The 22,954-nt window shown below is 44.8% G+C and carries 19 protein-coding genes, 2 tRNA genes and 1 pseudogene; 14 read left to right on the forward strand and 8 right to left on the reverse strand.

From position 1 onward, the window contains the following. Positions 1 to 14 precede the first annotated feature (14 nt). The 6 genes and pseudogenes from nrdD to FBY58_RS05015 all read left to right on the forward strand — a co-directional run bounded on the left by nrdD (position 15) and on the right by FBY58_RS05015 (position 5,245). Complete coding sequence (gene nrdD, locus FBY58_RS04990; RefSeq protein WP_141919769.1) at positions 15 to 203, forward strand: anaerobic ribonucleoside-triphosphate reductase; 189 nt, start codon at positions 15 to 17, stop codon at positions 201 to 203. After that, entirely contained in the window at positions 190 to 792 is a 603-nt protein-coding gene (locus tag FBY58_RS04995; RefSeq protein ID WP_141919770.1) for an anaerobic ribonucleoside-triphosphate reductase activating protein, read from the forward strand. The genes nrdD and FBY58_RS04995 overlap by 14 nt, the downstream gene beginning before the upstream one ends. An 85-nt stretch (positions 793 to 877) precedes the next feature. Further along, positions 878 to 1,795, forward strand: a complete 918-nt coding sequence (locus FBY58_RS05000; RefSeq protein WP_141919771.1) for an ABC transporter ATP-binding protein — start codon at positions 878 to 880, stop codon at positions 1,793 to 1,795. A gap of 8 nt (positions 1,796 to 1,803) precedes the next feature. Then, complete coding sequence (locus FBY58_RS05005) at positions 1,804 to 2,610, forward strand: ABC transporter permease (RefSeq protein WP_260432115.1); 807 nt, start codon at positions 1,804 to 1,806, stop codon at positions 2,608 to 2,610. A gap of 177 nt (positions 2,611 to 2,787) precedes the next feature. Beyond that, positions 2,788 to 3,944 (forward strand): annotated as a pseudogene (rlmN, locus tag FBY58_RS05010) (23S rRNA (adenine(2503)-C(2))-methyltransferase RlmN). 74 nt (positions 3,945 to 4,018) lie between these two features. Then, positions 4,019 to 5,245 carry a cyclopropane-fatty-acyl-phospholipid synthase family protein gene (locus tag FBY58_RS05015; protein WP_141919772.1) on the forward strand — a complete coding sequence of 409 codons (1,227 nt, stop codon included), beginning with the start codon at positions 4,019 to 4,021 and terminating at the stop codon, positions 5,243 to 5,245. A gap of 58 nt (positions 5,246 to 5,303) precedes the next feature. Here the strand turns inward: FBY58_RS05015 and FBY58_RS05020 are convergent, their stop codons facing one another. Further along, on the reverse strand, positions 5,304 to 5,891 hold the full coding sequence (locus FBY58_RS05020; protein WP_141919773.1) for an EF-hand domain-containing protein: 588 nt from the start codon (positions 5,889 to 5,891) through the stop codon (positions 5,304 to 5,306). 262 nt (positions 5,892 to 6,153) lie between these two features. On the opposite strand from FBY58_RS05020, the gene FBY58_RS05025 reads away from it, so the two are divergent. Then, complete coding sequence (locus FBY58_RS05025) at positions 6,154 to 7,380, forward strand: argininosuccinate synthase (protein WP_141919774.1); 1,227 nt, start codon at positions 6,154 to 6,156, stop codon at positions 7,378 to 7,380. 143 nt (positions 7,381 to 7,523) lie between these two features. Here the strand turns inward: FBY58_RS05025 and FBY58_RS05030 are convergent. Together FBY58_RS05030 and FBY58_RS05035 are read right to left on the reverse strand one after the other, a co-directional pair. After that, positions 7,524 to 7,598, reverse strand: a tRNA-Thr gene (locus FBY58_RS05030). A gap of 319 nt (positions 7,599 to 7,917) precedes the next feature. Next, positions 7,918 to 9,759, reverse strand: coding sequence for a ribonucleoside-diphosphate reductase subunit alpha (locus FBY58_RS05035; RefSeq protein ID WP_141919775.1), 1,842 nt, complete (start codon positions 9,757 to 9,759; stop codon positions 7,918 to 7,920). Between the two features lie 745 nt (positions 9,760 to 10,504). On the opposite strand from FBY58_RS05035, the gene FBY58_RS05040 reads away from it, so the two are divergent. Continuing rightward, the gene (locus FBY58_RS05040; protein ID WP_141919776.1) at positions 10,505 to 13,732 is read left to right on the forward strand and encodes a TonB-dependent receptor; all 3,228 of its coding nucleotides are present in this window, start codon (positions 10,505 to 10,507) and stop codon (positions 13,730 to 13,732) included. Between the two features lie 160 nt (positions 13,733 to 13,892). After that, a tRNA-Arg gene (locus tag FBY58_RS05045) sits at positions 13,893 to 13,969 on the forward strand. 13 nt (positions 13,970 to 13,982) lie between these two features. Here FBY58_RS05045 and FBY58_RS05050 read toward each other — a convergent pair. From FBY58_RS05050 to FBY58_RS05060, 4 genes are all read right to left on the reverse strand, one after another. Next, positions 13,983 to 14,537 (reverse strand): NUDIX hydrolase, encoded by a 555-nt coding sequence (locus tag FBY58_RS05050; RefSeq protein ID WP_141919777.1) that lies wholly within the window; start codon positions 14,535 to 14,537, stop codon positions 13,983 to 13,985. Between the two features lie 119 nt (positions 14,538 to 14,656). Next, a complete protein-coding gene (locus tag FBY58_RS09530; RefSeq protein ID WP_260432116.1) occupies positions 14,657 to 14,980 on the reverse strand; it encodes a hypothetical protein in 324 nt (107 codons plus the stop codon). An 80-nt stretch (positions 14,981 to 15,060) separates the two neighbouring features. Beyond that, on the reverse strand, positions 15,061 to 15,594 hold the full coding sequence (locus tag FBY58_RS09535; RefSeq protein WP_260432117.1) for a YgcG family protein: 534 nt from the start codon (positions 15,592 to 15,594) through the stop codon (positions 15,061 to 15,063). A 139-nt stretch (positions 15,595 to 15,733) separates the two neighbouring features. Beyond that, a complete protein-coding gene (locus FBY58_RS05060) occupies positions 15,734 to 16,360 on the reverse strand; it encodes a LemA family protein (RefSeq protein WP_141919778.1) in 627 nt (208 codons plus the stop codon). 228 nt (positions 16,361 to 16,588) lie between these two features. On the opposite strand from FBY58_RS05060, the gene mscL reads away from it, so the two are divergent. After that, a complete protein-coding gene (gene mscL / locus FBY58_RS05065) occupies positions 16,589 to 17,053 on the forward strand; it encodes a large conductance mechanosensitive channel protein MscL (protein ID WP_141919779.1) in 465 nt (154 codons plus the stop codon). Between the two features lie 82 nt (positions 17,054 to 17,135). Here the strand turns inward: mscL and FBY58_RS05070 are convergent, their stop codons facing one another. Next, a complete protein-coding gene (locus FBY58_RS05070; RefSeq protein WP_141919780.1) occupies positions 17,136 to 18,722 on the reverse strand; it encodes a porin in 1,587 nt (528 codons plus the stop codon). Positions 18,723 to 18,991: 269 nt separating this feature from the next. Here FBY58_RS05070 and pstS point away from each other — a divergent pair, with 269 nt between their 5' ends. From pstS to FBY58_RS05090, 4 genes are all read left to right on the forward strand, one after another. Beyond that, positions 18,992 to 20,029, forward strand: coding sequence for a phosphate ABC transporter substrate-binding protein PstS (gene pstS / locus FBY58_RS05075; protein ID WP_141919781.1), 1,038 nt, complete (start codon positions 18,992 to 18,994; stop codon positions 20,027 to 20,029). Between the two features lie 97 nt (positions 20,030 to 20,126). Next, positions 20,127 to 21,086, forward strand: a complete 960-nt coding sequence (gene pstC, locus FBY58_RS05080; RefSeq protein ID WP_141919782.1) for a phosphate ABC transporter permease subunit PstC — start codon at positions 20,127 to 20,129, stop codon at positions 21,084 to 21,086. Between the two features lie 8 nt (positions 21,087 to 21,094). Further along, on the forward strand, positions 21,095 to 21,931 hold the full coding sequence (pstA, locus tag FBY58_RS05085; protein WP_141919783.1) for a phosphate ABC transporter permease PstA: 837 nt from the start codon (positions 21,095 to 21,097) through the stop codon (positions 21,929 to 21,931). Beyond that, positions 21,931 to 22,803, forward strand: a complete 873-nt coding sequence (locus FBY58_RS05090; protein ID WP_141919784.1) for a phosphate ABC transporter ATP-binding protein — start codon at positions 21,931 to 21,933, stop codon at positions 22,801 to 22,803. Before pstA ends, FBY58_RS05090 begins: the two co-directional genes overlap by 1 nt. Positions 22,804 to 22,954 lie beyond the last annotated feature (151 nt).

Below are 22,954 nucleotides of genomic sequence, written 5' to 3' on the forward strand. Positions count from 1 at the left end.
AAGGAGAGATACGCATGACCGAGATGAAAAAAGATACACAGGATTTTGCTAAAATCGAATTGAAAGACGAAGAACGCCAGCCTTGCGAAATCTGGACGCGCGTTATGGGCTATCATCGTCCGGTTTCCTCTTTCAACATTGGTAAACAGGGTGAATTTGGCCAGCGTCGTTATTTCGAAGAGAATAGCTGTGGCTGCAACTGATCTTAGGATCGGTGGATTGGCTCCCATGTCCAGTTGCGACTGGCCAGGGGAGCTGGTCGCTACTGTCTTTTGTCAGGGCTGTAGCTGGGATTGTCCTTATTGCCATAATCAGCCGTTAAGATCGGCAAGCGGCAATCAGGAGAACCGAATTCTTTGGAATGATGTTCTTGCTTTTTTAGAGCAGCGTCGCGGTCTTTTGGACGGCGTTGTTTTTTCAGGCGGTGAGCCAACATTACAGGCAGCCGTGTTCGACGCGATGCAAGCGGTCAAAGATATAGGCTTGAAGATCGGCCTTCACACAGCAGGCATGAATCCAGAGCGTTTCCAGAAGTTATTACCTTTCGTCAAATGGGTCGGCTTTGATATTAAAGCGCCTTTTTCAAAATACGATCAGGTAACCCGCATTCCCAATAGCGCCGAAAAAGTAAAAGAAAGCCTTGGCTATCTTTTGGAAAGCGGTGTAAATTATCAGATACGCACAACCGTTTATCCGCCGCTTTTGGATGATGCTGCTTTGGCGGAGATGAAAACAGACCTCGCGGCTTTTGGTGTGACCGAATATACTTTACAGCCTTATCGAGAAGTATAATTCTTCCATAATTTAGGCGCTTTGCTGAATAGTTTATGCCCTATCCTGACTTCTTTTTATTTTTTCGGTGAAAAGGAAGAAAATTTTGCCCGCAGCTATTCAGCTCACCCGTGTTTCAAAAAATTTCGGGACACGTCCTGTCTTGAAAAATATCGACCTGACCGTTCCAAAGGGTAGTTTATTTGCCTTTCTTGGCAATAATGGTCAGGGAAAATCAACGACCATCCGTATTATTACCGGTCTTTACCGGATAACTTCTGGCAAAGTTATCGTGTTGGGGCAGGATATGCAAAGTCAGCCGATACCTGCCTTGGAACGGATGGGCTGTTTGGTCGATTCCCCCAGCCTTTATAATCATATGACAGCCCGTGAATTTTTAAAAATAGGCTGTGTGATTAAAAATATTCCCTATCAGGAAATTGATCGGGTTCTGGAAATAGTCAATCTTCATACCGAGCCGCGTTTGAAGATTGCCCTTTATTCTTTGGGAATGCGGCAGCGTTTAGCTTTGGCGCATGCGCTGTTAGGGAATCCTGAATTGTTGATTCTGGACGAACCGACCAATGGCCTTGATCCTGAAGGTATCAAGGAAATCAGGGAATTACTGATAAGCTTGCCGGAGAAAACCGGTTGCACCATATTCTTTTCCAGCCATCAACTGGAAGAAGTTGAAAAAACAGCCAGTCATCTTGCCTTGTTAGATCAAGGTAAAATTCTGTTTCAGGGACAGTTGGAAGAGATCCGAGCCGCAGGGCGCTCTGCATTGCTTCTTGACGTTTTGGATGTTGAAAAAGCTTTCAACTTTCTTCTGGAAGCAAAATATGAAGTAAGCCGTTATGGCGAGCATCAATTGCTGGTCGAGAAGATTACCCGAAAAGAAGCCTCTGCTCTTTATCGCCAGCTTATGGCCGCCGATATCGAATTTTATCAGGCTGTTTTAGAAAAACCCTCTTTGGAACAATGGTTTTCGCAGCAAATGGCTATTTCCAGAAATAAGGCTTAAATTATTCTATGACTGTGCAAAAAACGCAGGATATGTTTTCTCTGATGAGCCGACTTATCAAAGCCGAGTGGTTGAAGACAGAACATCCGCGCCGGTTATTGCTGTTTATGATCTTACCGGCTGTGGTGACGGCGCTGATCGGGTGGTTGGCCGGACATCATAAAGATATCTTTCTGGATATCACCGCATGGCAAGAGGTTTGGCAAACGATCCTTTTCTTCTGGAGCAGTTTTGCGTTTTCCTTTTTCATTGTTATTTTGGCCGCCAAATTTAACGGAATAGAGCATAGTAACCAAAGTTGGCGATTGATGCTGACATTACCGCTGCGTCCCTGTCATTTGTTTTTTGCAAAGTTGTCCATCGAATGGGGATTGTTGCTTTTTTCCAATATTATGATGGTTCTCGTTTACAGTTCGGCTTTTCTGATAGGCAGTCATACAGATATGGCGGGTAATAGTCTTGATCTGTCACTTGTGAACAGCTTTCTCTTGCTGCCTTTTGTGATGCTGCCCGTTCTTTTTATTCAACATTCTTTGAGCTGGTTTTTTTCAAATACCCGATTTCCAGTTATTTTTGGCACCATTTGCACCCTTATGAGCGTTCCGGTCAGTGAGTTTTTTGACGCAAAAGGATGGCTTTTCTATCCTTGGGCTTATGGCACGCGCTTTGTAAATGATCGCTTAAATATCTCTATCGGACAAAAGATAACCGTAATCCCAATCTCTCAAAGTGAATTTTTCATTTTTGCTGTTGTGCTTTTTGCGGTCGCATCTTTTCTGGTTACCGCTTATTTGAAGCGGAAAGACATTCATTAAAAATTATCCCTGTAAAAGCGGCCTTTCATTTCCCAATTCTAACCCCAATAAGGTTAGTGGAAAAAGGCGCGTTTTTCGGGTAATTGCAAAGAATAACGGCTGGTCTTTCCTTTGAAATCGCCATTTTACCCCGAGGCCTGTTGCGGCCTTTAGTTTTGTTTGTGAGTTTGCATATTTATGACCTCTGTAGTTTCCGATAGCCGGATAGATAATCAAAATGATGCCGGAAAGCCGATAGCAACCCGTAAAGACGGACGGATTGATATTTTGGGCTTGTCACGTGAAGAAATGCGGCAAGCGTTGACATCCAAAGGGCTGGACGAAAAACAGGCAAAATTGCGGACAAAACAGTTATGGCATTGGATGTATAACCGTGGCGCGGTTACCTTTGATGGCATGACCGACATTGCCAAAACCATGCGTCCATGGTTGGCTGATCACTTTGTCATTTCCCGCCCCGAAGTCGTTACCATGCAGATATCGACCGACGGCACCCGTAAATGGCTTTTAAAGACCGATGACGGCTATGATTACGAAATGGTCTTTATTCCCGATGCCGATCGTGGAACGCTATGCATTTCCAGCCAGATAGGCTGCACCTTGAATTGTCGTTTCTGTAATACCGGAACGATGCGATTGGTGCGTAATTTGACCGTCGGTGAAATTGTTGGCCAGATTATGCTTGCCCGTGACAGCCTTGATGAATGGCCATCCAAGCCAGAAGGGCGTCTGCTGACCAATGTCGTCATGATGGGGATGGGCGAGCCGCTTTATAATTTCGACAATGTACGTGATGCGCTGAAATTGGTTATGGATGGCGATGGTATCGCCTTATCCCGCCGTCGCATTACGCTTTCAACTTCTGGTGTTGTACCGATGATGGCAAGGGCAGGAGAAGAAATAGGCGTTAATCTGGCGGTGTCCTTACATGCTGTGACAAAAGTTGTCCGTGACGAAATCGTTCCGATCAACAAAAAATACGGGATTGAAGAATTACTGGCAGCTTGTGCGGCTTACCCCGGGATCAACAATGCCCGCCGGATCACTTTTGAATATGTGATGTTAAAAGACAAAATGACAGTGAAGAGGATGCGCATGAGCTGGTGCGGTTACTGCAATATTACCGCTTGCCCGCGAAAGTGAATCTGATTCCGTTTAATCCTTGGCCGAATTCACCCTATGAATGTTCGACACCGGAACGGATTGCCCGTTTTTCGGATATCGTCTTTAACGCCGGTATTTCGGCACCTGTTCGCCGCACAAGAGGGCAGGATATTATGGCTGCATGTGGCCAGTTGAAATCAGCCGCCGAAAGAGAATCCAAGCGGCAATAAATGGTTACATTATAATAGGGTAAAAGGAGTATTTCTTCCTTTTTCTATAAAGTTAAAGCATGTAAACTTTTGTCATGTGGCTACTTGATAGATTCTTGAAAAAGCTGGTTCGACAAGGACAACTGATCATTGTCGAATCAAATGGCCAGCGCCATTCCTACGGTGTGTCGGAAGGCGAAGCTCCGGTAACGGTGCGTTTCCATGATCCGGAGGCGCCCCATTTTGTGGCCTCCCATCCTTATATGGGATCGGGAGAGGCTTATATGGACGGGCGCATGACCGTCGATGACGAAGATGTTATGGGGCTAGTCCGCCTTATCCTGAAAAATACCATCAGGGATAATGCCAATATGCTGGAAGGCGGGATTATTCCCCGCACGCTACAGCATGTTACAAACCGTTTTCAGCGTTTTAACTGGGAAAAACGTTCAAAACAAAATGTAGCGCATCATTATGATCTGGATGATCGCTTATATAATCTCTTTTTGGATAAAGATCGTCAGTATAGCTGCGGATATTTTACCGATCCAAACAACAATCTTGACCAAGCTCAGCTTGATAAAAAAATACATATCGCCTCAAAATTAGCCTTAGAATCAGGCCAAAGAATATTGGATATCGGTTGTGGATGGGGCGGGATGGCGCTGTTTCTCAGCCAGATTGCTGATGTCGAGGTTTTGGGCGTTACCTTATCCGAAGAGCAATTAAAGGTTGCCCGAAAACGCGCCAAAGAAGCGGGTGTCGAAGATCGGGTTAAATTTGAGTTGATTGATTATCGCGAGGTCAAAGGCCGCTTTGATCGCATCGTTTCGGTGGGTATGTTCGAACATGTTGGCCCCCCTTATTACAAAAGCTTTTTCAACCATTGTCGCGATCTTCTGACCGAAGATGGTGTTATGCTGCTGCATACGATTGGACGGCTGGGATTGCCGGGAGCAACTGACCCGTGGACGAATAAATATATTTTCCCAGGGGGGTATTGTCCGGCTTTATCGGAAATTGTGTCTGCTAGCGAGCATAGCGGCCTTATCCTTTGCGATGTAGAGAATTTAAGGCTGCATTATATGTATACCTTGAATCACTGGTATGAAAATGTGTTGGCAGCCAGAGCAGATATTATCAAGCTTTACGATATTCGTTTCTATCGTATGTGGACTTTCTATCTGGCGGGCGCATCGGCGGCCTTCCAATATGGCCAGATGTGCAATTACCAGATTCAATATACCCGAAAAAGGGACAGCTTACCGATAACGCGGGATTATATGTTCGAGCGTGAAACCCAATTACGGGCTAAATCATAAATAAAAAATCCCTGCCTTTTTCGAGGCAGGGATTTTCTTTGCGACCTTGATTTCTAAATTATTTAGAAGACGGCTTGGGGAAGGGGTGAGCCGCTTTCCATTTTTCAAAGGCCGCTTTTCGTTCATCCGGCGAAATGACACCATCGTGATTGGTATCAACAGCATCATAAGCGCCTAAAATTTCGCTGCTGGCCTCGTCATAGGTGACCTGACCATCATGATTGGTATCAGCGCGGTCAAACCAATGAGAAACAGGGCCTTTATCCATATCGCACATATGATGATGTCCGTGCGGATGACCGCCTTTACCATCTTCTGGCGGAGGCGTGCCGTCAGCGCTGGCTGGAGGCGGCGTATGGCCTTTATGATCGCCAGCTTTTTTATTTTTGAATTTTTCCATCATGGCTTGGCATTGATTTTTTTCATTTGCCAATACCGTCTGGAATTCGGCTTTGGTCACAACGCCATTATGATCAAGATCAAATTTCTCAAAGTCTTGTTTTACCCGAGCTTGTGTCTCGACGCGTGTAATTGGCAGGATGTGGGGGGGGACATCTTGTGCTAAAGCCTGCGTCAAAGGTGTCGTTGCTAAAAACAAGCCGGACGCCAACGACAGACCACTCAAAAGAAAATTTTTCTTTTTCATTATTTTGACCTTACTCCAAGAGACAAGTGGAAAACTATTCTACAGCAATATAATTCCCAGTATTTTCTCTAAGGTGATGTGGTATCAGGCAGTTTATGAATATTGTCTGATTATACTATAATAGGATGCCTTTCTTTGTTGATAAGATAGGCCGTAAAATTTTTAGGCAGTATGGCGCTTGAATCGCCATCATAAGCGTGGCAATCGGCGGCTATACGGTAAAAACATTGCCGCATTTATTAAATTCATTCCGGAGAGTTTCATGACCGAAAAAGTAAAACGCGTCGTACTCGCCTACTCAGGTGGCCTTGATACCAGCGTTATTTTGAAATGGCTGCAAGAACATTATGGTTGTGAAGTTGTTACCTTCACGGCTGATCTTGGTCAGGGTGAAGAACTTGAACCCGCCCGTAAAAAAGCTGAAATGATGGGCATCAAGCCTGAACATATTTTTATGGACGATCTCCGTGAAGAATTTGTTCGTGACTTCGTTTTCCCGATGATGCGCGCCAATGCCCTTTATGAAGGTCAGTATTTACTCGGCACCTCGATTGCGAGACCGCTAATTGCCAAGCGGCAGATTGAAATTGCCCGTCAGGTGGGTGCCGATGCTGTTGCGCATGGCGCAACCGGAAAAGGTAATGACCAGATTCGTTTTGAATTGGGTTATTATGCGCTGGCACCGGATATCAAGGTTATTGCACCTTGGCGCGAATGGGATCTGAACAGCCGCAGCAAGCTGATTGCTTATGCTGAATCCCGTCAGATTTCTGTTCCCAAAGACAAGCGCGGCGAATCGCCTTTCTCGGTTGATTCCAATTTGCTGCACACCTCTTCAGAAGGTAAGATTCTTGAAGATCCGTGGCAGGAAGTGCCGGACTATGTCTATTCCCGTACGGTCAATCCGGAAGATGCCCCGAATACGCCTGAAATCATCACCATTGATTTTGAACGAGGCGAGGCGATTGCCATTAACGGTGAAGCTTTAACGCCAGCCGAAGTGCTGACCAAGCTGAATGACTTGGGTCGCAAGCATGGTATTGGCCGTCTTGATCTGGTCGAAAACCGTTACATCGGCATGAAATCACGCGGCATGTATGAAACCCCAGGTGGCACGATTTTGATTCAGGCTCACCGTGGTATTGAACAGATCACGCTGGATGGTGGCGCCATGCATCTGAAAGATGAATTGATGCCGCGTTATGCTGAATTGATCTATAACGGCTTCTGGTTCTCACCAGAACGTGAAATGTTGCAAGCCGCGATCGATCATAGTCAGGCACGGGTCAGCGGAACCGTCCGGTTAAAGCTCTATAAGGGCAGTGTGAACGTCATTGGACGTAAATCACCGAATACGCTTTATTCTGAAAAGGTTGTAACCTTTGAAGATGATGCTGGCGCTTATAATCAGCAGGATGCTGCAGGCTTTATCAAGCTGAATGCATTACGGCTGCGCTTGCTCGGTGAACGTAACGCCAAAAGCCTTTAATTTTATTGGGAACCCGCTTGCAGAAAATGTAGGCGGGTTTTCTTTTAAAAAGGGAACGGCATCAAGAGGCATGGACATGCCAATAACCACCCTTTTGGTGGCCGAAACTTTTAAATTTTGGGGATGTTTTTTCTAAGATAAAATGGTGCTGCCGGTGAGGATTGAACTCACGACCTCAGCCTTACCAAGGATGCGCTCTACCACTGAGCTACGGCAGCACAACCACTTTTTTGTGGTGAGGCGCTCCTATGAATGAACTATTCCCGTTAGTCAAGAACGATATGAACTTTTCTTAAAAAAATAGAGAATTTTCGAAAAAATGCATCAAAACCAAGCTGATAACAAAAAAAAGCTTTTAGCCGAAGCACTCCGTCAGAATTTGCGTCTCCGAAAAATGCAAAATCAAAAAAGAAAGGAAAATCATGAGGATATAAAGGATAAGGCATGATTTTCTTGTAGGTGAAAAAGAAAATCCTATAGCCTCAATCTTATCAGATAAGGCTATAGGATCAGGATTAATCATATTTTTAGGTTAAACTATTGGCAGGCGAGACATTCGTCATAATCCCGCATTTCGACTTCAATCTGCCTCATTTGCGGCGTGTTATCGGCTTCGACGCCACCAGCAAAGCCTGCGCGCTGTAAGGATTTTGAGCGAAGATAGTAAAGTGACTTCATGCCCATTTCCCAAGCTCTGAAATGCAGCATCAATAAATCCCATTTTTCGACATCCGCCGGAATAAACAGATTCAACGACTGCGCCTGATCAATATAGGGTGTACGGTCAGCGGCCATTTCCAATAACCAACGCTGATCAATTTCAAAGCTGGTTTTGAACGTATCCTTTTCTTCTGCCGTCAAGCAATCGAGATGCTGGACAGAGCCATTCTGTTCCAGAATAGAATTCCAAACGGCATCAGAATCCTTGGATTTATTCTGCAAAACTTTCTGCAAATAAGGATTTTTGACGACGAAGCTGCCCGACAAAGTTTTATGCGTGTAAATATTTGCGGGAATAGGCTCGATACAGGCTGAGGCTCCCCCTGCAATAATGCTGATCGAAGCGGTTGGGGCAATTGCCATTTTACAGGAAAAGCGTTCCATAACGCCCATATCAGCCGCATCAGGGCAGGGACCACGCTCATTAGCCAACATCATAGAGGCTTCGTTGACCTTGGTATTGATATGGCGGAAAATTTTGAGGTTCCAGCTTTTCGACAAAGCGCCTTCAAAAGGTATTTTTCGCGCTTGCAGGAAGCTATGGAATCCCATCACCCCCAAGCCAACAGATCTTTCCCGCATGGCGGCATAGCGTGCCTGAGACATTTCATCGGGGGCATTATCGATATAGCTTTGCAAAACGTTATCGAGGAAACGCATGACATCTTCAATAAAGCGCTTGTCGTCATGCCATTGATCCCACGTCACCAGATTGAGAGAGGATAGGCAGCAAACAGCCGTTCTCTGATTACCGAGATGATCGGTTCCCGTCGGAAGCGTGATTTCAGAGCAAAGATTTGAAGTTGAAACTTTCAAGCCCAAAGCCTGATGATGGCGAGGCATGTTGTTGTTCACATGGTCAATGAACACAATATAAGGCTCGCCCGTCTGGAGGCGGGTTTCTACCAGCTTTTGGAACAAGCTGCGGGCATCGACTTGTCCCCGCTTGGAACCATCATGAGGCGAAATAAGATCAAATGGCTTGCCATCGCGAACCGCTTCCATAAAGGCATCCGAAAGCAAAACCCCATGATGCAAATTCAATGCCTTACGATTAAAATCGCCTGATGGTTTTCTAATTTCCAGAAATTCTTCAATTTCGGGATGAGAAATATCAATATAGCAGGCGGCCGAACCTCGCCGCAAAGATCCCTGACTGATGGCCAGCGTTAAAGAATCCATCACTCGCACAAAAGGGATAATACCGCTGGTTTTACCGTTCAAACCGACAGCTTCGCCAATACCGCGCACATTACCCCAATAAGTGCCGATACCGCCGCCGCGAGATGCCAGCCAGACATTTTCATTCCAGATATTAACAATGCCCTGCAAACTATCCGGCACTGAATTCAGATAACAGGAAATCGGCAGACCTCGCTTGGTACCGCCATTCGATAATACCGGTGTCGCAGGCATAAACCACAAACGGGAAATATAGTCGTAGAGACGCTGCGCATGCTCTTGGTCATCGGCATAGGCATCCGCCACGCGTGCGAACAGATCCTGATAGCTTTCTCCGGGTAAAAGATAACGATCATCTAACGTTGCTTTACCGAAAACTGTCAGCAAGGCATCTCGGCTCGGATCCGTTATGATATTAAAGCGTCTTTTATCGGCTTTTTTTGCATCATCTTTTTTGCTTTCCGAAGGAAGAGTCATGTTTTTTTCCTAATACCAGAAATTTCAGCCATTAAAATCAAGAGCGTTCCTACGAGGCGCTGAATGGGCATCTCTTCAAACGCAATGTCTTCCCGATAGGTGTCAGATTAATCGTTATTCGCCCTATCCATATACATTTTAGAAGGTGTGTAAAATCATTATCTTGTATAAGATTTTTGATCACATACTAGATAAGGTAATTTCCATCGTTTTTAATAAATATTTTTTTCTTGAAGCAAGGCCGAATCTGTCCAAACCGTTGATTTGTCGGGATATGGATTTTTTTGGATAATAAGATTAAATTTTTTAATGATAAAAATCCTTGTTGGATAAAAGCCGCCTTTGAAATTTTTTTCACAAAATTCAAAAACGATTATCCAATTTGGATATTTAACATTAAAAAATTATTGATAATAAAAATTTAAAAAAATAATTAAATTAATTATTTAAATTTATTTAATTACGGATTATTGGTTTATTAATTTACAAAAAATCAAAGTACATAAAATTTAATATCAAAAAAACTTGATATATTTTTGACATTAAAGCCCAAAATGGAAATTAAAAAATTATATATTTCCCATATAAAATTTAATCAAATTATAAAGTTATTTTTTACATGCATATAAAAATTATTTAGAGAAATATAAAAACAAAACTATTGATAAACACAATTACCATGTTACAAAAATAAAGCGAGTATCATCACGCATTTCACGGTTTTACCAATGGGGGGGTATAATCTATGGAACGTCGTTCTGGGCTGTCATCAAAATGGCCTGTGCATTTATTTCGTTTAAGCCTGTTAGCCGGTATTTCTTATTTTTCGGCACCGGCTTTGGCGGCACAAAGCGAAAGCGACCTTCAACAGGCACAATCACCTATTTTGTCAGCAGATAATACATCGGCACAAAGTCTGCCTGAAGACAAAAAAGTCGAAGCCAAAAACACAAAGAATAAATCTGATAAATCAGGCCAGAAGAAAACCGATTATCGAGCCGGTGATGCGAATACCATCACGGTTACGGGAACGCGATTGTCACAATCTCGCCTTTCCAACGTTATGGCCGGATCATCTTTGGGTGAAGAGCAGATTAAATCACGTGGCTATACTGATCTTGGATTAGCATTATTGCGTGAAAATCCAGCTTTTTCTGTCCCGAATAATAGTCCTATCGGGACACAGGGTAGCTACGGTGCGGGACAATCCTTTGTCTCTCTTTTTGGGTTGGGTGATCAACGCACTTTGACCTTGGTTAACGGTATGCGGATGGTCGGAGGCGCGACCGCTTCTATTTTCGGTGGCGGTTCCGGTTCACAGGTTGACGTCGGTACTATTCCAACTTCCTTGATTAAAAAGATTGATACAAAATATGGCGGTGCTGGTGCCGCTTATGGTGCTGATGCCGTGGCTGGTGTCGTTAACTATCAATTGGATGACCACTTCAAAGGCATCGACTTCAATGCACAAGGCGGTTTTACCCAACGGTTGAAAGCGCCTCAGGAAAAATTCTACTTCAAAGGCGGCACCGACTTTGATGAAGGGCGGGGCGGTATCGTCTTTGATGTTGAATATCGTCATAGCGGCGGCGTTCTTGCGAAAGACAGAAATAATGTTTTTGGCTCGGAAAAAACGTCTTATTCCCATAGACCCGTGGGGAGCACCTCGCCTTACTCCTATGTCTTTACAAAAGGACGGCGTTATATCCAAAGCTCGGTTACGGGTATGCCACTTACGGCAGGCACCTATGGGTCTTATCCGACCTATCTTAACCAAGTGGATATCGGGGTACCGGCTGGAAATGGCAATCAGGCTGCTATGTTCAGTCAGGATGGTAAATCGCTTGTTCCTTTGACTGCGGATACCTTAATTCGGGACGGTTATTACGGATTAGGCGGGAATGGTATCGCGCTTAGCGATTATAGCCAAATATATACCCCATCCAAAAACCTCAATTTGACGACCCTTGGTCATTATGATTTGAGCGATCATATCCATGCGACATGGCAGGGCTGGTATCAGCGCGGCGAAGCCAAAAGTCAGACCGCGCAAGGCACGTGGCAGGATACGGGATTCCAAGGCCCATTAACCATGGATAGCTATTTAAACGGAGATCCGGATAGTGGCTATACCGACGTTAATGGCCCGTTGACATTAAGCACCAACAATCCATTCCTGACGCCAGCTGAACGCACTACGATTATCAATGCTCTTCAGGCTGCCGGACAACCGACTGATACTTTCTATATGGAAAGACTTAATCAGGATCTGGATGCGGGTATGTTCAGAACCAAAGACCAAATGTATCGATTGCAAGGTGGTCTTGATGGTGACTTTAATGCTTTGGGGCGGCATTTTAACTGGAAAATCAGCGGTGAATATAGCCAATATTTCAATGATACTTGGCAGCCTTCAATTAATACCCAAAATTTCATCAATGCCTTGAATGCGACAACAGATGCCAGCGGTAATATTATCTGTACCCCTGGATATGTAAATTCAACGGCGGCGACCAGAAGTTCTACCTGTTCACCGTTAAATCCATTCGGATTTAACCAAATGTCACAAGCTGCGAAAGACTATGTCATTTCTGATGTTCATAGTAAAAACCGTAACTCCCAGCGTGACATTCAGGCTGAAATTAACAGCACTATTGTTAAGCTTCCGGCTGGGGATATCCGTTGGGATATCGGCTACGAACACCGTCGGGAAAGCTATAATTTCAATCCGGGAAGTTTTGCTGAAGGTGAGCTTTTATCGGATGGAACAAGACGGCGTTATGGTAATTCCGCGGCTATTACGGCGGTTAGCGGTGCCTATCATACCCATGAAGCCTTTGGTGAATTAGACATTCCGCTGATTTCACCAAAGATGCATGTCACAGGTGCCTACAATCTTAGCCTGACGGCCAATGGCCGCTACATTAAGAATAGTATGACGGGCAGCTACTGGACATATATGTTCGGCGGTTCATGGTGGCCAACCCGTGATTTCGGTTTGAGTGGTAACTATGCGCAATCCGTACGTAACCCTTCGGTTACCGAATTGTTTGCGCCTAAAGGCACCGTCTATGACTCAGCGTCAGATCCTTGTTCTTATGAATTTCTGGATTCAGGGCCTAATCCGGCAACAAGACGTGCCAATTGTGCCGCCGCGGGCATTCCGACTAACTTCCAGTCTCAGATTGTTAACCAGACGATGCCGGGGACGAGTGGCGGTAACAGCCATTTGAAAAATGAGACATCGCATAGCTTTACCGCTGCGATCGACTTTACGCCGCATTTCGTTCCGGGATTAACGATCAACGCGGCTTATCTTGATGTTAAAGTCAATAATGAGATCACATCTCTTGGTCTCGGGGACTTAATGAGTGCCTGCTATGATTCTGCATCCTATCCCAATAGCAGCTATTGTGGTTCTTTTACCCGCGATCCATCTACCCATCAGGTAACCAATTTTGCTGAAGGCTATTACAACGTGGCTAGCCAGCATATGCAGGCTATTCAGGGGAAAATTGATTATGTGCTTCCTCTGCGTCGCTTAGGGCTGCCTGATTCAGCCGGTACGCTGGAATTAACGGGTAATTATATTCACTATGTCAAAAACGAGCAGAAGATTTTGACAAGTACCTATGATTTATTCGGTACCACAACGCAGCCGCAAGATAACGTCACGCTGAATCTAAACTATACGCGTGATAAACTGACCTTCCAGTGGCAGACGCTTTGGTATGGTAAGGCACGTTATGCGGTTCAGGTATCTGATCTGACTTATGAAAATAACAAACGGCCTGACTTTGCCTATTTCAACATGACTATTGGTTATAAAATCAACAAACATGTTGATGCCAGCCTTATGGTTAATAATATCACTGATGCGCTTCCGGAATATCCGGGATCAATCAGTATGACCCGTTATTATGAAGTCCTGATGGGACGTTCTTTCAAAATGTCTATTGGCGTTCACTTCTAAAAACGAAAAAATCCCCTTTCCCGATATAAAGGGAAGGGGGATTTCTATATAAAATCGGTTTTTTCGGTCAGAAAAAATGGCCTTTTTAAAAACAAAGCTCATCTTGAAATATTAAATGGTTGAAAATCGCGATCAAATGCGTATAGAGCATGGCGCTAGTGGCCCCGTAGCTCAACCGGATAGAGCACCTGCCTTCTAAGCAGGATGTTGCGTGTTCGAGTCACGCCGGGGTCACCATCTTTTCTATATTTTATTCAAAAACAGATAATCCCAGAAAAACCGGCCCCAAAAGTAATAATAGTTTGGAGTCGATCACGAAGCCTTCTTGCCGTTTCTGTTCAAGAAAACGCTGCAATTCCGATAATTTCACCCGATGAACAGTGATATCTTCATCATCGACGCCACCGCCATCTGATATTTTTTTGAGATTGCGGGCACGGACGAGAAAAAAACTTTCCGAAGTCATTCCAGGTGAAGCTGCGAATTGTCCTAGACTATCAATGCTATCAGCCTGATAGCCGGTTTCTTCTATCAATTCGCGTGCAGCGGCCGTTTCAACCGATTCATTGGAATCGCTATCCCCGATTAAACCGGCTGGTAATTCAATCGTATTCTTACCAAAGGGAATACGTTGCTGCTCAACCAGAATAACGGAATCACCATCTAAAGCGATAATAACGGCGGCACCCATATTACGGGGGCGACTGGCATATTCCCATGTGCCACGCCGCTTCAAAATAATGAATTTCCCAGAATAAAGCGTTTCGGCTTCCGGTAAGGAGGTTTTTTCAGAATTCTGCGACATCTTTTACGCCTATCCAAATGGTCATGCTACACTTGGAAAACGGCTATCGGTAGAGGCAATCGGGGCTCCATTTCAAAAAACGGTAAGCTTTATCCTGCAAAAGGGCAGGATAAAGGCTTTTAATAATCGTCAGAAGCACCGCCACCACCAAAGGAGCCACCATCGCCGCCGCCAAAATCACTACCCCCAGAATCTCCGCCACCGCCAAAATCGCTTCCGCCGCCCCAGCCGCCACCAGACGAACCTCCACGGCCACCGCCACCGCCACCGCCACCACGGCGATTAAAGAACATGGAAAGGAGGGAAAAAATCGAAAGAACGGCCAGAAAAAACTTTAGAACCACATAGAGCGCAGAAAAAATAGATTTGATGACCGACCATAAGGTCGAGAAAAATATCGCGAACCAACTTTTGGGTGGTAATACCCCATGATTATTCGACAAAGTTTGTATCTTCTTTTGTGCGCGAAATTTGTTTTCGCTAACCAGCGCAATAATCAACAAGCCACCTCCACCGAGAACAATCATCCAAAAAGAGGATGTATAGGCGGTAATGGCTTTACATTAGAGGGCAGGGCAGCATTATCCCTTTTGGCTTGATATGACTGCTCGGCGGCCAAAGATTTTGATTTCAACTCATCATTGGGGTCTGTCAAAAGATCACCAAAAATTTGTACAGCTATTGCGATGCCTTTTTTCGGATCTTTTTTCATCACCGGCGTTACCTTCTGGTGAAGAAGCGTAAAGGCCAAAGCGTCCGGAATCTGACCCTCTAATCCATAACCGACTTCAACGCTGACTTTCCGGCCGTGATCCTGATTGTGATTGGTATAAACTAAAAAGATCAGACCATCATTAATTTTGGCATGACCGATTTTCCAATAGCGTCCTAAACGATATCCATAATCGCGGAGATCATAGCCTTGTAAATCGTTTAAGGTTACGACCACCATCTGATGACCGCTTTTAGCCTCGATAATGGCTAATTCCGAATTGAGCTGTTTTTCCTCTTGTGAGGACAAAATATGGGCATCATCGACAACATATTGGTCGCTCAACTCCGGAAATTTCTGAGCAAAAGCTGCGGTATTTTTGATAAGAACAAAAAATACAAAAAGCAGCAATAGCCCTGAAAGCCGGTAACAAGATGATAAATTTTTTCTGGAAAAACGCATAGCTACCGGCTTCATAATCCTATTATTTCTGGGTGTTAGAGGTTGCAGGCGCTGCCGGAGCATCAAAGCTGACAGTAGGCGCAGACTGGGCATTCGTCGCCGTTGCTTCATATGGAACCATCGGTTTTGCTCCATAGAATATTTTGGCACCGATTGCATTCGGGAAGGTTCTGACCAAAGTATTATACTGCTGAACGGCTTCGTTATAATCCCGCCTTGCAATTGTAATACGGTTTTCGGTACCTTCTAACTGTGCTTGAAGCGCCAGAAAATTCTGATCTGCCTGTAATTGGGGATATTGTTCCCGAACAGACATTAAACGTCCCAAAGCCATGCTTAAATGCCCTTGGGCTTCGGCAAATTGTTTCATTGAATCTGGATTATCGACAGTAACATTCATCGATGTTGCTTTGGCACGTGCCTCTGTAACCGCCGTCAGCACATCTTTTTCGTGGGTGGCATATCCTTTCACAGTTGCAACCAGATTGGGAATAAGGTCAGCGCGGCGCTGATATTCATTCTGGACATCTGCCCAACGTGCTTTGGCATTTTCTTCCGAAGCTGGGATTTGGTTAATACCGCAGCTTGAAAGAGAAACGATAGCGACCGGAGCAAGCAAAAAAGGAGAAGCTCGGCGTAACAAAGACATAAAAAATCTCCGGTTAATGATAAAATTAATATGTTTTCTATTGAACAAATGAAGCCCAGATTATGTTTCTAATTTACTATATCAGAAAAAAATATTTAATATCATGGCCTTTTTTATATTCAAGAATCACGATTTTGGACTATTTACCCCGCTTCGAAACGTGAATTTTATTTTGGAAATTCGGTCTTCATAGATAGGATAAATCTCCAGAATCGTAAAAGGAAGATTATGTCAATACTCACTGATTTTAAGAATTTTATCAGCAAAGGCAATGTGCTCGGTTTAGGTGTCGCGGTTATTATGGGCGATGCTTTCAACAAGATCATTGGTTCTGTAACCGGCGATCTTTTGATGCCGATTATCGGGGCTGTCTTTGGCGGTGTTGATTTTTCTGGATTTTTCATCCGTTTGGGCGCTGTCCCTGCCGGTTATACGGGTTCGTTGACCAGCTATAACGATTTGAAAAAGGCCGGTGTTCCGCTTTTCGGTTATGGACAGTTTTTGACGGTTGTGGTCAATTTTGTGATCGTTGCCTTCATCCTGTTTATGATCATGAAGCTCGCTTCCAAATTACAAAAAGAATTAGATACAACCGAAGCGAAAAAAGAAGAAAAAATCGCCGAAAAAGCACCTACGCCAGAAGACATCGTCTTGCTGCGTGAAATTCGCGATCAATTGCGCGACAAAAAATAATCTCTTTAGATATAACTCCAAAAAAGAAGGCATCCGAAAAAGATGCCTTCTTTTTTATTGCTTCTGTTTCTGATGCCAAAGATCAGAAATTGAAATTCGTAAAGATGCCTAATTCTTTATAAGAAGCGCTTCTCATACCGCCCAACGAACCGTTGGTAGTGTTGATATAGACTGGCACGGTTCCGGTATAACCGTGATTGGTGACATTTTCCTGCTTATAGACAAGGCCGATATCAATATTTTTGATCGGCTGCCAATCAACACCCGCATTGAAATAGTGATCCCTGAAATGAGAGTCGCTTCTCATATAAGGTTGCGCCCAATCATAGCGCCCGAATAACGAGACTTTATCGATAAGACGGATAGATCCCCATCCAGCAGCCCCTTGTCCGGCATCTTTTTTGTAGAGAGAGCTAGAGGCATCACAGGCATTCAAATTACAATCCAAGGCCGAGCTAGTGAAATCTTTCGCATAGAAATATTCAGCACCGAACCGGAAACGGCCATGCACATAAGCGATAATCGCATTATACCGTTGGGCGGCGTTATAGACATATTCGCCCATTTGCCCACGTTCTTGTCCCTGATGCCCGATATGGGCACCACCACCGACCGTGAATCCAGCATAATTAACATTGATCCGGCCTTCAAAGTCAGGATTTTTCGACCGGAAAGGTGACCGATAACCAGAACCATCGACCACAGCCATGTTATATTCGAGTAAACCGTTCCATAACTTACCCATGGCAAAAATACCCCAGTCAGCCGAGGTTGCGAAATTCGCTCTTTCCGAGGTTGTATTTTCAACCCAGCGATAACCGTAAAGATTTTCAACAAAAGGCAACCATGGAAGATCGGCAGCACCGAAGCGAACCGATAAAGCATCGGATTGCTTGCCTTCTAAATAAGCATGTTTGATGTAAATCGTTTCGCCGACACCCGCTATATAAGAAGCATCAGTTGTCAAACGGGCAGCCCAGTTGTCATTAAACTTATGGTCAACCATCAAATAGAAACGTTTCAAATCAAAGCCGATAGAATCACCTATCGGCCTGTTTTTGGTATCATATCCTATGTTACCCGCTGGTGTGTTGGTTGCCGTTGGTGCCGATGTTCGGGCTGGCATCCATGCCGCGGCTTGACCATCTGATCGGTAGGTTGCCCAGCTGGCATTGGCATACATCCGCATACCAATATGGGTATTGCTGAACCAATCACCGAATTTCAGATTTTTATCGATCCGTTGGGAAACCGATTTCTCAACCTGTTTATGAACTTGGTCGGGAATGGAATCGATTGCGGCAGCCAATTTTAGTTGTGCATCTGATGGTAATGCTTGTTGTGTCGATGCGGATTGTGCCCCTGCAACATTATTTTGATTTTGAGGAATTTGTGATTGGGCAAGGACCGTTGTGCTGGTATTATTGTTATTATTTTGTTGGGCATCCAATTTCATCGCCAATGCCTTTAATTCGGCATGTAATTGACGAATCTCCTCTGCCTGCCTTGTTATCTCGGCTTGTGTTGAAAATCGGGCAGGCTTTGTTTTTTTGGAGGATGATGTCAGGGCGGCGTAAACTGGAGACGATATTGTTGGGAAAGTCGCCAGAACACCTAGTACAGGGATCAAGCTACTACTTTTTCTTAGCGATTGAAAAATACGTTGCATATATGCTCCTGCACATACCCCAGGTCCTCAAGGCAGAAGCATAAATTAGGCATGTTACAGTTTTTCTATCAGTTTGATGGCAGTTTTGTGACAGTTCTATGATAGATATGTGACAGGCTATATCCGATTTCAGGAAGCAAATGCGGCTATTATTTTATAGCTAAAAAAGAAAAAACGCGTTTTTGTCATTATTATGCAATATGCGATGGGTACAGCTCGAGGCTATAGAAATACCCAAAATATCCGGCATAAAAGAAAGAAGTGCTGTTATGGTTAAGAAAATAGCTGCTCTTATTGGTTTCGTCAGCCTTTTGGGCAGCACAGCCTATGCAACGACAATCTCTGGTGCAGGTGCGACATTCCCAGCGCCTGTCTATGGAAAATGGGCCAACTCATACCGTAGCCAGACCGGTGTTGTTATTAACTATCAGCCGATCGGATCGGGTGGGGGTATCAAACAGATAAAAGCATCCACTGTCGATTTTGGGGCTTCTGATAAGCCATTGAAAGTCGAAGAGCTTTCCAAAGACGGTCTATATCAGTTCCCAACGGTGATGGGCGGCATCGTTCCTATTATCAATTTACCGGGCTTACGGTCAGGCCGATTGCATTTAACCGGCAGCATTCTTGCCGATATCTATCTTGGTAAAATTACCAAATGGAATGATCCCCGTATTGCTTCGATCAACCCGTGGTTAAAATTGCCGCCGGTACCGATTACGGTCGTTCATCGTGCGGATGGTTCCGGCACCTCTTTCCAATTTACGTCTTATCTGACGCTTAAAAGTCCTGAATGGGCTTCCCGTGTCGGTGCCAGCGATGCTGTCCAATGGCCGATTGGTCTTGGTGGTAAAGGTAATGACGGGGTCGCAGCCTTTGTTAAACAGACGGCTGGTGCTATCGGATATGTCGAATATGCCTATACCCGTCAAAGCACTGTGCCTTATGCTTTGATTGCCAATAGTGAAGGGCGCTTCCCGCATCCTTCTACGGAAAGCTTCAAGGCGGCTTCTGCTTCAGCTGACTGGACGCATGCAGCGGGGAATAACATTTCCCTTTTGGATCAAAAGGGTTCAGAGAGCTGGCCCATTGTTTCGACAACCTATATTCTGTTACACCGCACGCCGAGCAAGCCTGATACGACTGCCGAAATTTTGAAATTCTTCGATTGGGGATATCAGAATGGCGATCAGGACGCTTTATCTCTTGACTATGCACCGCTACCGAAAGAAGTGAAGACGTTCATCCGCCAACAGTGGAAAACAGAAGTTCAGGTTAACGGGAAAGCTGTCTATAGCGCCCGCTAAGTGTAGTCAGGCTGTTTGCAGAATATGCTTCTTAAATCAGCCACAGCAGATATGAGGAAAAAGATGATAGCTGTCAGAAGAGAGTCGGATAGATTTTATGAGTGATTCTTCATTGTCCCAACCTTCTCGATCAGATCGTCTTTTTTCCTCAGGTTCATTAGGGGAAATGATTTTCCGTTCCCTCTGTTTTTCTGCGGCGACTCTGACACTTGTGGCTATGGCCGGTATCATCGTCTCCTTGACCATTGGTGGTTGGCCGGCATTCAAGGCTTTCGGAATCAATTTTTTCCTTTCTAGCGAATGGAACCCTGTTTCCGAAATCTATGGTGCAGCAGGCCCCATTATCGGAACATTGATCACTTCCTTTTTGGCATTGTTACTGGCTTTGCCTTTGGCGGTCGGTATCTCTGTTTTTCTGGTAGAATTTTGCCCTGTAATCCTTGCTAGACCCATCGCGGTTGCGGTTGAACTTTTGGCGGGTATCCCGTCGATTGTTTACGGTATGTGGGGATTATTCGTTCTGGCTCCGTGGTTTGCACATTACATCCAGTTTCCGCTTTTGATGAATCTTTCATCAGATTCATGGCTGGGTAAAATGGTTGCCGGTGTGCCTAATGGTGCCAATATCCTTACGGCATCCCTCATTCTTGCGATTATGATTTTGCCTTATATGGCATCCGTCTTTCGGGAATTATTCCTGACGGTACCTGCTCAGGTCAGAGAAGCCGCCTATGGTTTGGGGGCGACACCTTTCGAAGTCGTCCGCTCGGTCATTATTCCTTATGTCAAGAGAGGGCTGATCGGGGTCATCATGCTGGGCTTGGGACGTGCCTTAGGGGAGACCATGGCGGTCACCTTTATTATTGGTAACACCCATAGCTTACCGCATTCTCTCTTCGATTCCGGTTCCACAATTGCATCAACGATTGCCAATGAATTTACCGAAGCAACCAGCGAAATGCACAGCGCGGCCTTAACCGCCTTGGGTCTGGTTCTGTTTATGATCACCTTCTTGGTTTTGATCTTGGCTCGGCTTCTTATTGGTAAGCGGAGTTAGGCATTTTTATGAACAGCAATTTAAAACGCCGTCTCATCAATAAAATTTTCGTGGCTTTGTGCACTTTGTCCACTTTATTGGCGATCGGTATGCTTGCCCTTATTTTAGGGTCTCTCATCATAAATGGTGCCGGAGGGTTGCATCTTTCGGTCTTCACGCAAGATCAGCCATCCCCAGGGATGTCTGGCGGTTTAAGAAACTCTATCATCGGTTCAATCGCGATGTGCTTGGCGGCGATGATTATTGCCGTTGTACTGGGTATTCTGGCTGGAACATGGCTTTCTGAATATAGCCGCAATTCAAAATATGGTCGGGCAATCCATTTTTTAAATGATGTTTTGCTTTCTGTGCCTTCTATTCTGGTTGGGCTGTTTGTTTATGAAATCATGGTTCGGCCATTCCATGGCTTCTCCGGTTTCGCCGGGGCTGTTTCTTTGGCCTTGCTCGCTATGCCGATTGTGACCAGAACCACCGAAGATATGTTACAACTGCAACCCGATACGCTTAGAGAAGCGGGGATGGGGCTGGGTGCTTCGCAAGGTCTGGTTATTCGTTCGATTATCTGGAAAGCCGCAGCCCCTGGACTGTTAACGGGCGGTTTGCTTGGTTTTGCCCGTATCAGTGGTGAAACCGCACCGCTGCTTTTCACCGCCCTTGGAAACCAGTTCCTGACTTTCAATATGTCGGAACCAATGGGCAGTTTGCCAACGACTATTTTCCAATTCGCTATGAGCGCCTATGACGACTGGCGCAATTTGGCATGGGTCGGTGCATTGTTAATCGCTATGGCGGTTCTAACCATCAATATTTTAGGACGCGTTATGACCAGAGGGGGAAAACGCTAATGACAAAAAACGAAAACATGGTCGAAGACCTCGAACAGTTTATTGCACCCCCGCCAACAGAAAATCTTAATCTGGAAGCGCGCAACCTCGATTTTTACTATGGCACACATCAGACCTTATTTAATGTTAGTCTGCCTGTAGAACGGAACAAGATTACCGCTCTTATTGGTCCTTCGGGCTGCGGTAAATCAACCTTGCTCCGTATCCTGAACAGGATTTATGCCCTCTATCCCCAGCAATATGCGGTCGGTCGCGTGTTGTTAGATGGCAAAGATATCCTGACAGACCATAACACGCTTTCTAGATTGAAAGATCGTGGTGATCAGGTGGAATTAGATCCTCTGGATTGCGATATTTCCCAGATCAGAGCGCGCATCGGTATGGTTTTCCAAAAACCAACACCTTTCCCGATGTCGATCTATGACAATGTCGCTTATGGTGTCCGTCTTCACTTTAACAAATCACGTCAGGAAATAGACGGGATTGTTGAACGGGCATTGCACCGCGCCGCTCTTTGGGATGAGGTAAAGGATAAATTAAAAGATTCCGGCCTCAGCCTTTCCGGTGGACAGCAGCAACGTCTTTGTGTCGCACGGGGATTGGCCGTTGAACCTGAGGTTTTATTGCTTGATGAACCGGCCTCGGCGCTTGATCCGGTTTCAACCGCAAGGTTGGAAGAAACCCTCATGGAATTGAAAAAAGACCTGAGCATCGTCATCGTTACCCATAACCTGCAACAGGCTGCTCGTATTTCTGATTATACTGGCTTCATGTATTTGGGTAATATGATTGAATTCTGCTCAACTGATCGTTTATTTGCCCGTCCAAAGACACGTCGTGCCCGCGACTATTTAACGGGACGTTTTGGATAAGATCTGCATCTTTATTCGAAAGAATGAATAGCCAATCCTAATCAATAGGTGTATTTGCTGTTTTTGAAATAGCCATTTACGCCTCTTTATATTGATTTAGGGTTGGCTAATTTTTATTAGATAGAAAAAATTCTATATTTTTATGAAATGA

The sequence above is a fragment of the Zymomonas mobilis genome (assembly GCF_006715975.1).
GTDB lineage: Bacteria > Pseudomonadota > Alphaproteobacteria > Sphingomonadales > Sphingomonadaceae > Zymomonas > Zymomonas mobilis_B.

Coding starts and splice junctions, on each gene's coding strand:
- nrdD (WP_141919769.1), top strand. CDS start 15: ATGACCGAGATGAAAAAAGATACACAGGATTTTGCTAAAATCGAATTG.
- FBY58_RS05035 (WP_141919775.1), bottom strand. CDS start 9,759: ATGACTCTTCCTTCGGAAAGCAAAAAAGATGATGCAAAAAAAGCCGAT.
- pstC (WP_141919782.1), top strand. CDS start 20,127: ATGAGTGATTCTTCATTGTCCCAACCTTCTCGATCAGATCGTCTTTTT.
- pstS (WP_141919781.1), top strand. CDS start 18,992: ATGGTTAAGAAAATAGCTGCTCTTATTGGTTTCGTCAGCCTTTTGGGC.
- mscL (WP_141919779.1), top strand. CDS start 16,589: ATGTCAATACTCACTGATTTTAAGAATTTTATCAGCAAAGGCAATGTG.
- FBY58_RS05070 (WP_141919780.1), bottom strand. CDS start 18,722: ATGCAACGTATTTTTCAATCGCTAAGAAAAAGTAGTAGCTTGATCCCT.
- FBY58_RS05040 (WP_141919776.1), top strand. CDS start 10,505: ATGGAACGTCGTTCTGGGCTGTCATCAAAATGGCCTGTGCATTTATTT.
- FBY58_RS05060 (WP_141919778.1), bottom strand. CDS start 16,360: ATGTCTTTGTTACGCCGAGCTTCTCCTTTTTTGCTTGCTCCGGTCGCT.
- FBY58_RS05020 (WP_141919773.1), bottom strand. CDS start 5,891: ATGAAAAAGAAAAATTTTCTTTTGAGTGGTCTGTCGTTGGCGTCCGGC.
- FBY58_RS05090 (WP_141919784.1), top strand. CDS start 21,931: ATGACAAAAAACGAAAACATGGTCGAAGACCTCGAACAGTTTATTGCA.
- pstA (WP_141919783.1), top strand. CDS start 21,095: ATGAACAGCAATTTAAAACGCCGTCTCATCAATAAAATTTTCGTGGCT.
- FBY58_RS05050 (WP_141919777.1), bottom strand. CDS start 14,537: ATGTCGCAGAATTCTGAAAAAACCTCCTTACCGGAAGCCGAAACGCTT.
- FBY58_RS05015 (WP_141919772.1), top strand. CDS start 4,019: ATGTGGCTACTTGATAGATTCTTGAAAAAGCTGGTTCGACAAGGACAA.
- FBY58_RS05005 (WP_260432115.1), top strand. CDS start 1,804: ATGACTGTGCAAAAAACGCAGGATATGTTTTCTCTGATGAGCCGACTT.
- FBY58_RS05025 (WP_141919774.1), top strand. CDS start 6,154: ATGACCGAAAAAGTAAAACGCGTCGTACTCGCCTACTCAGGTGGCCTT.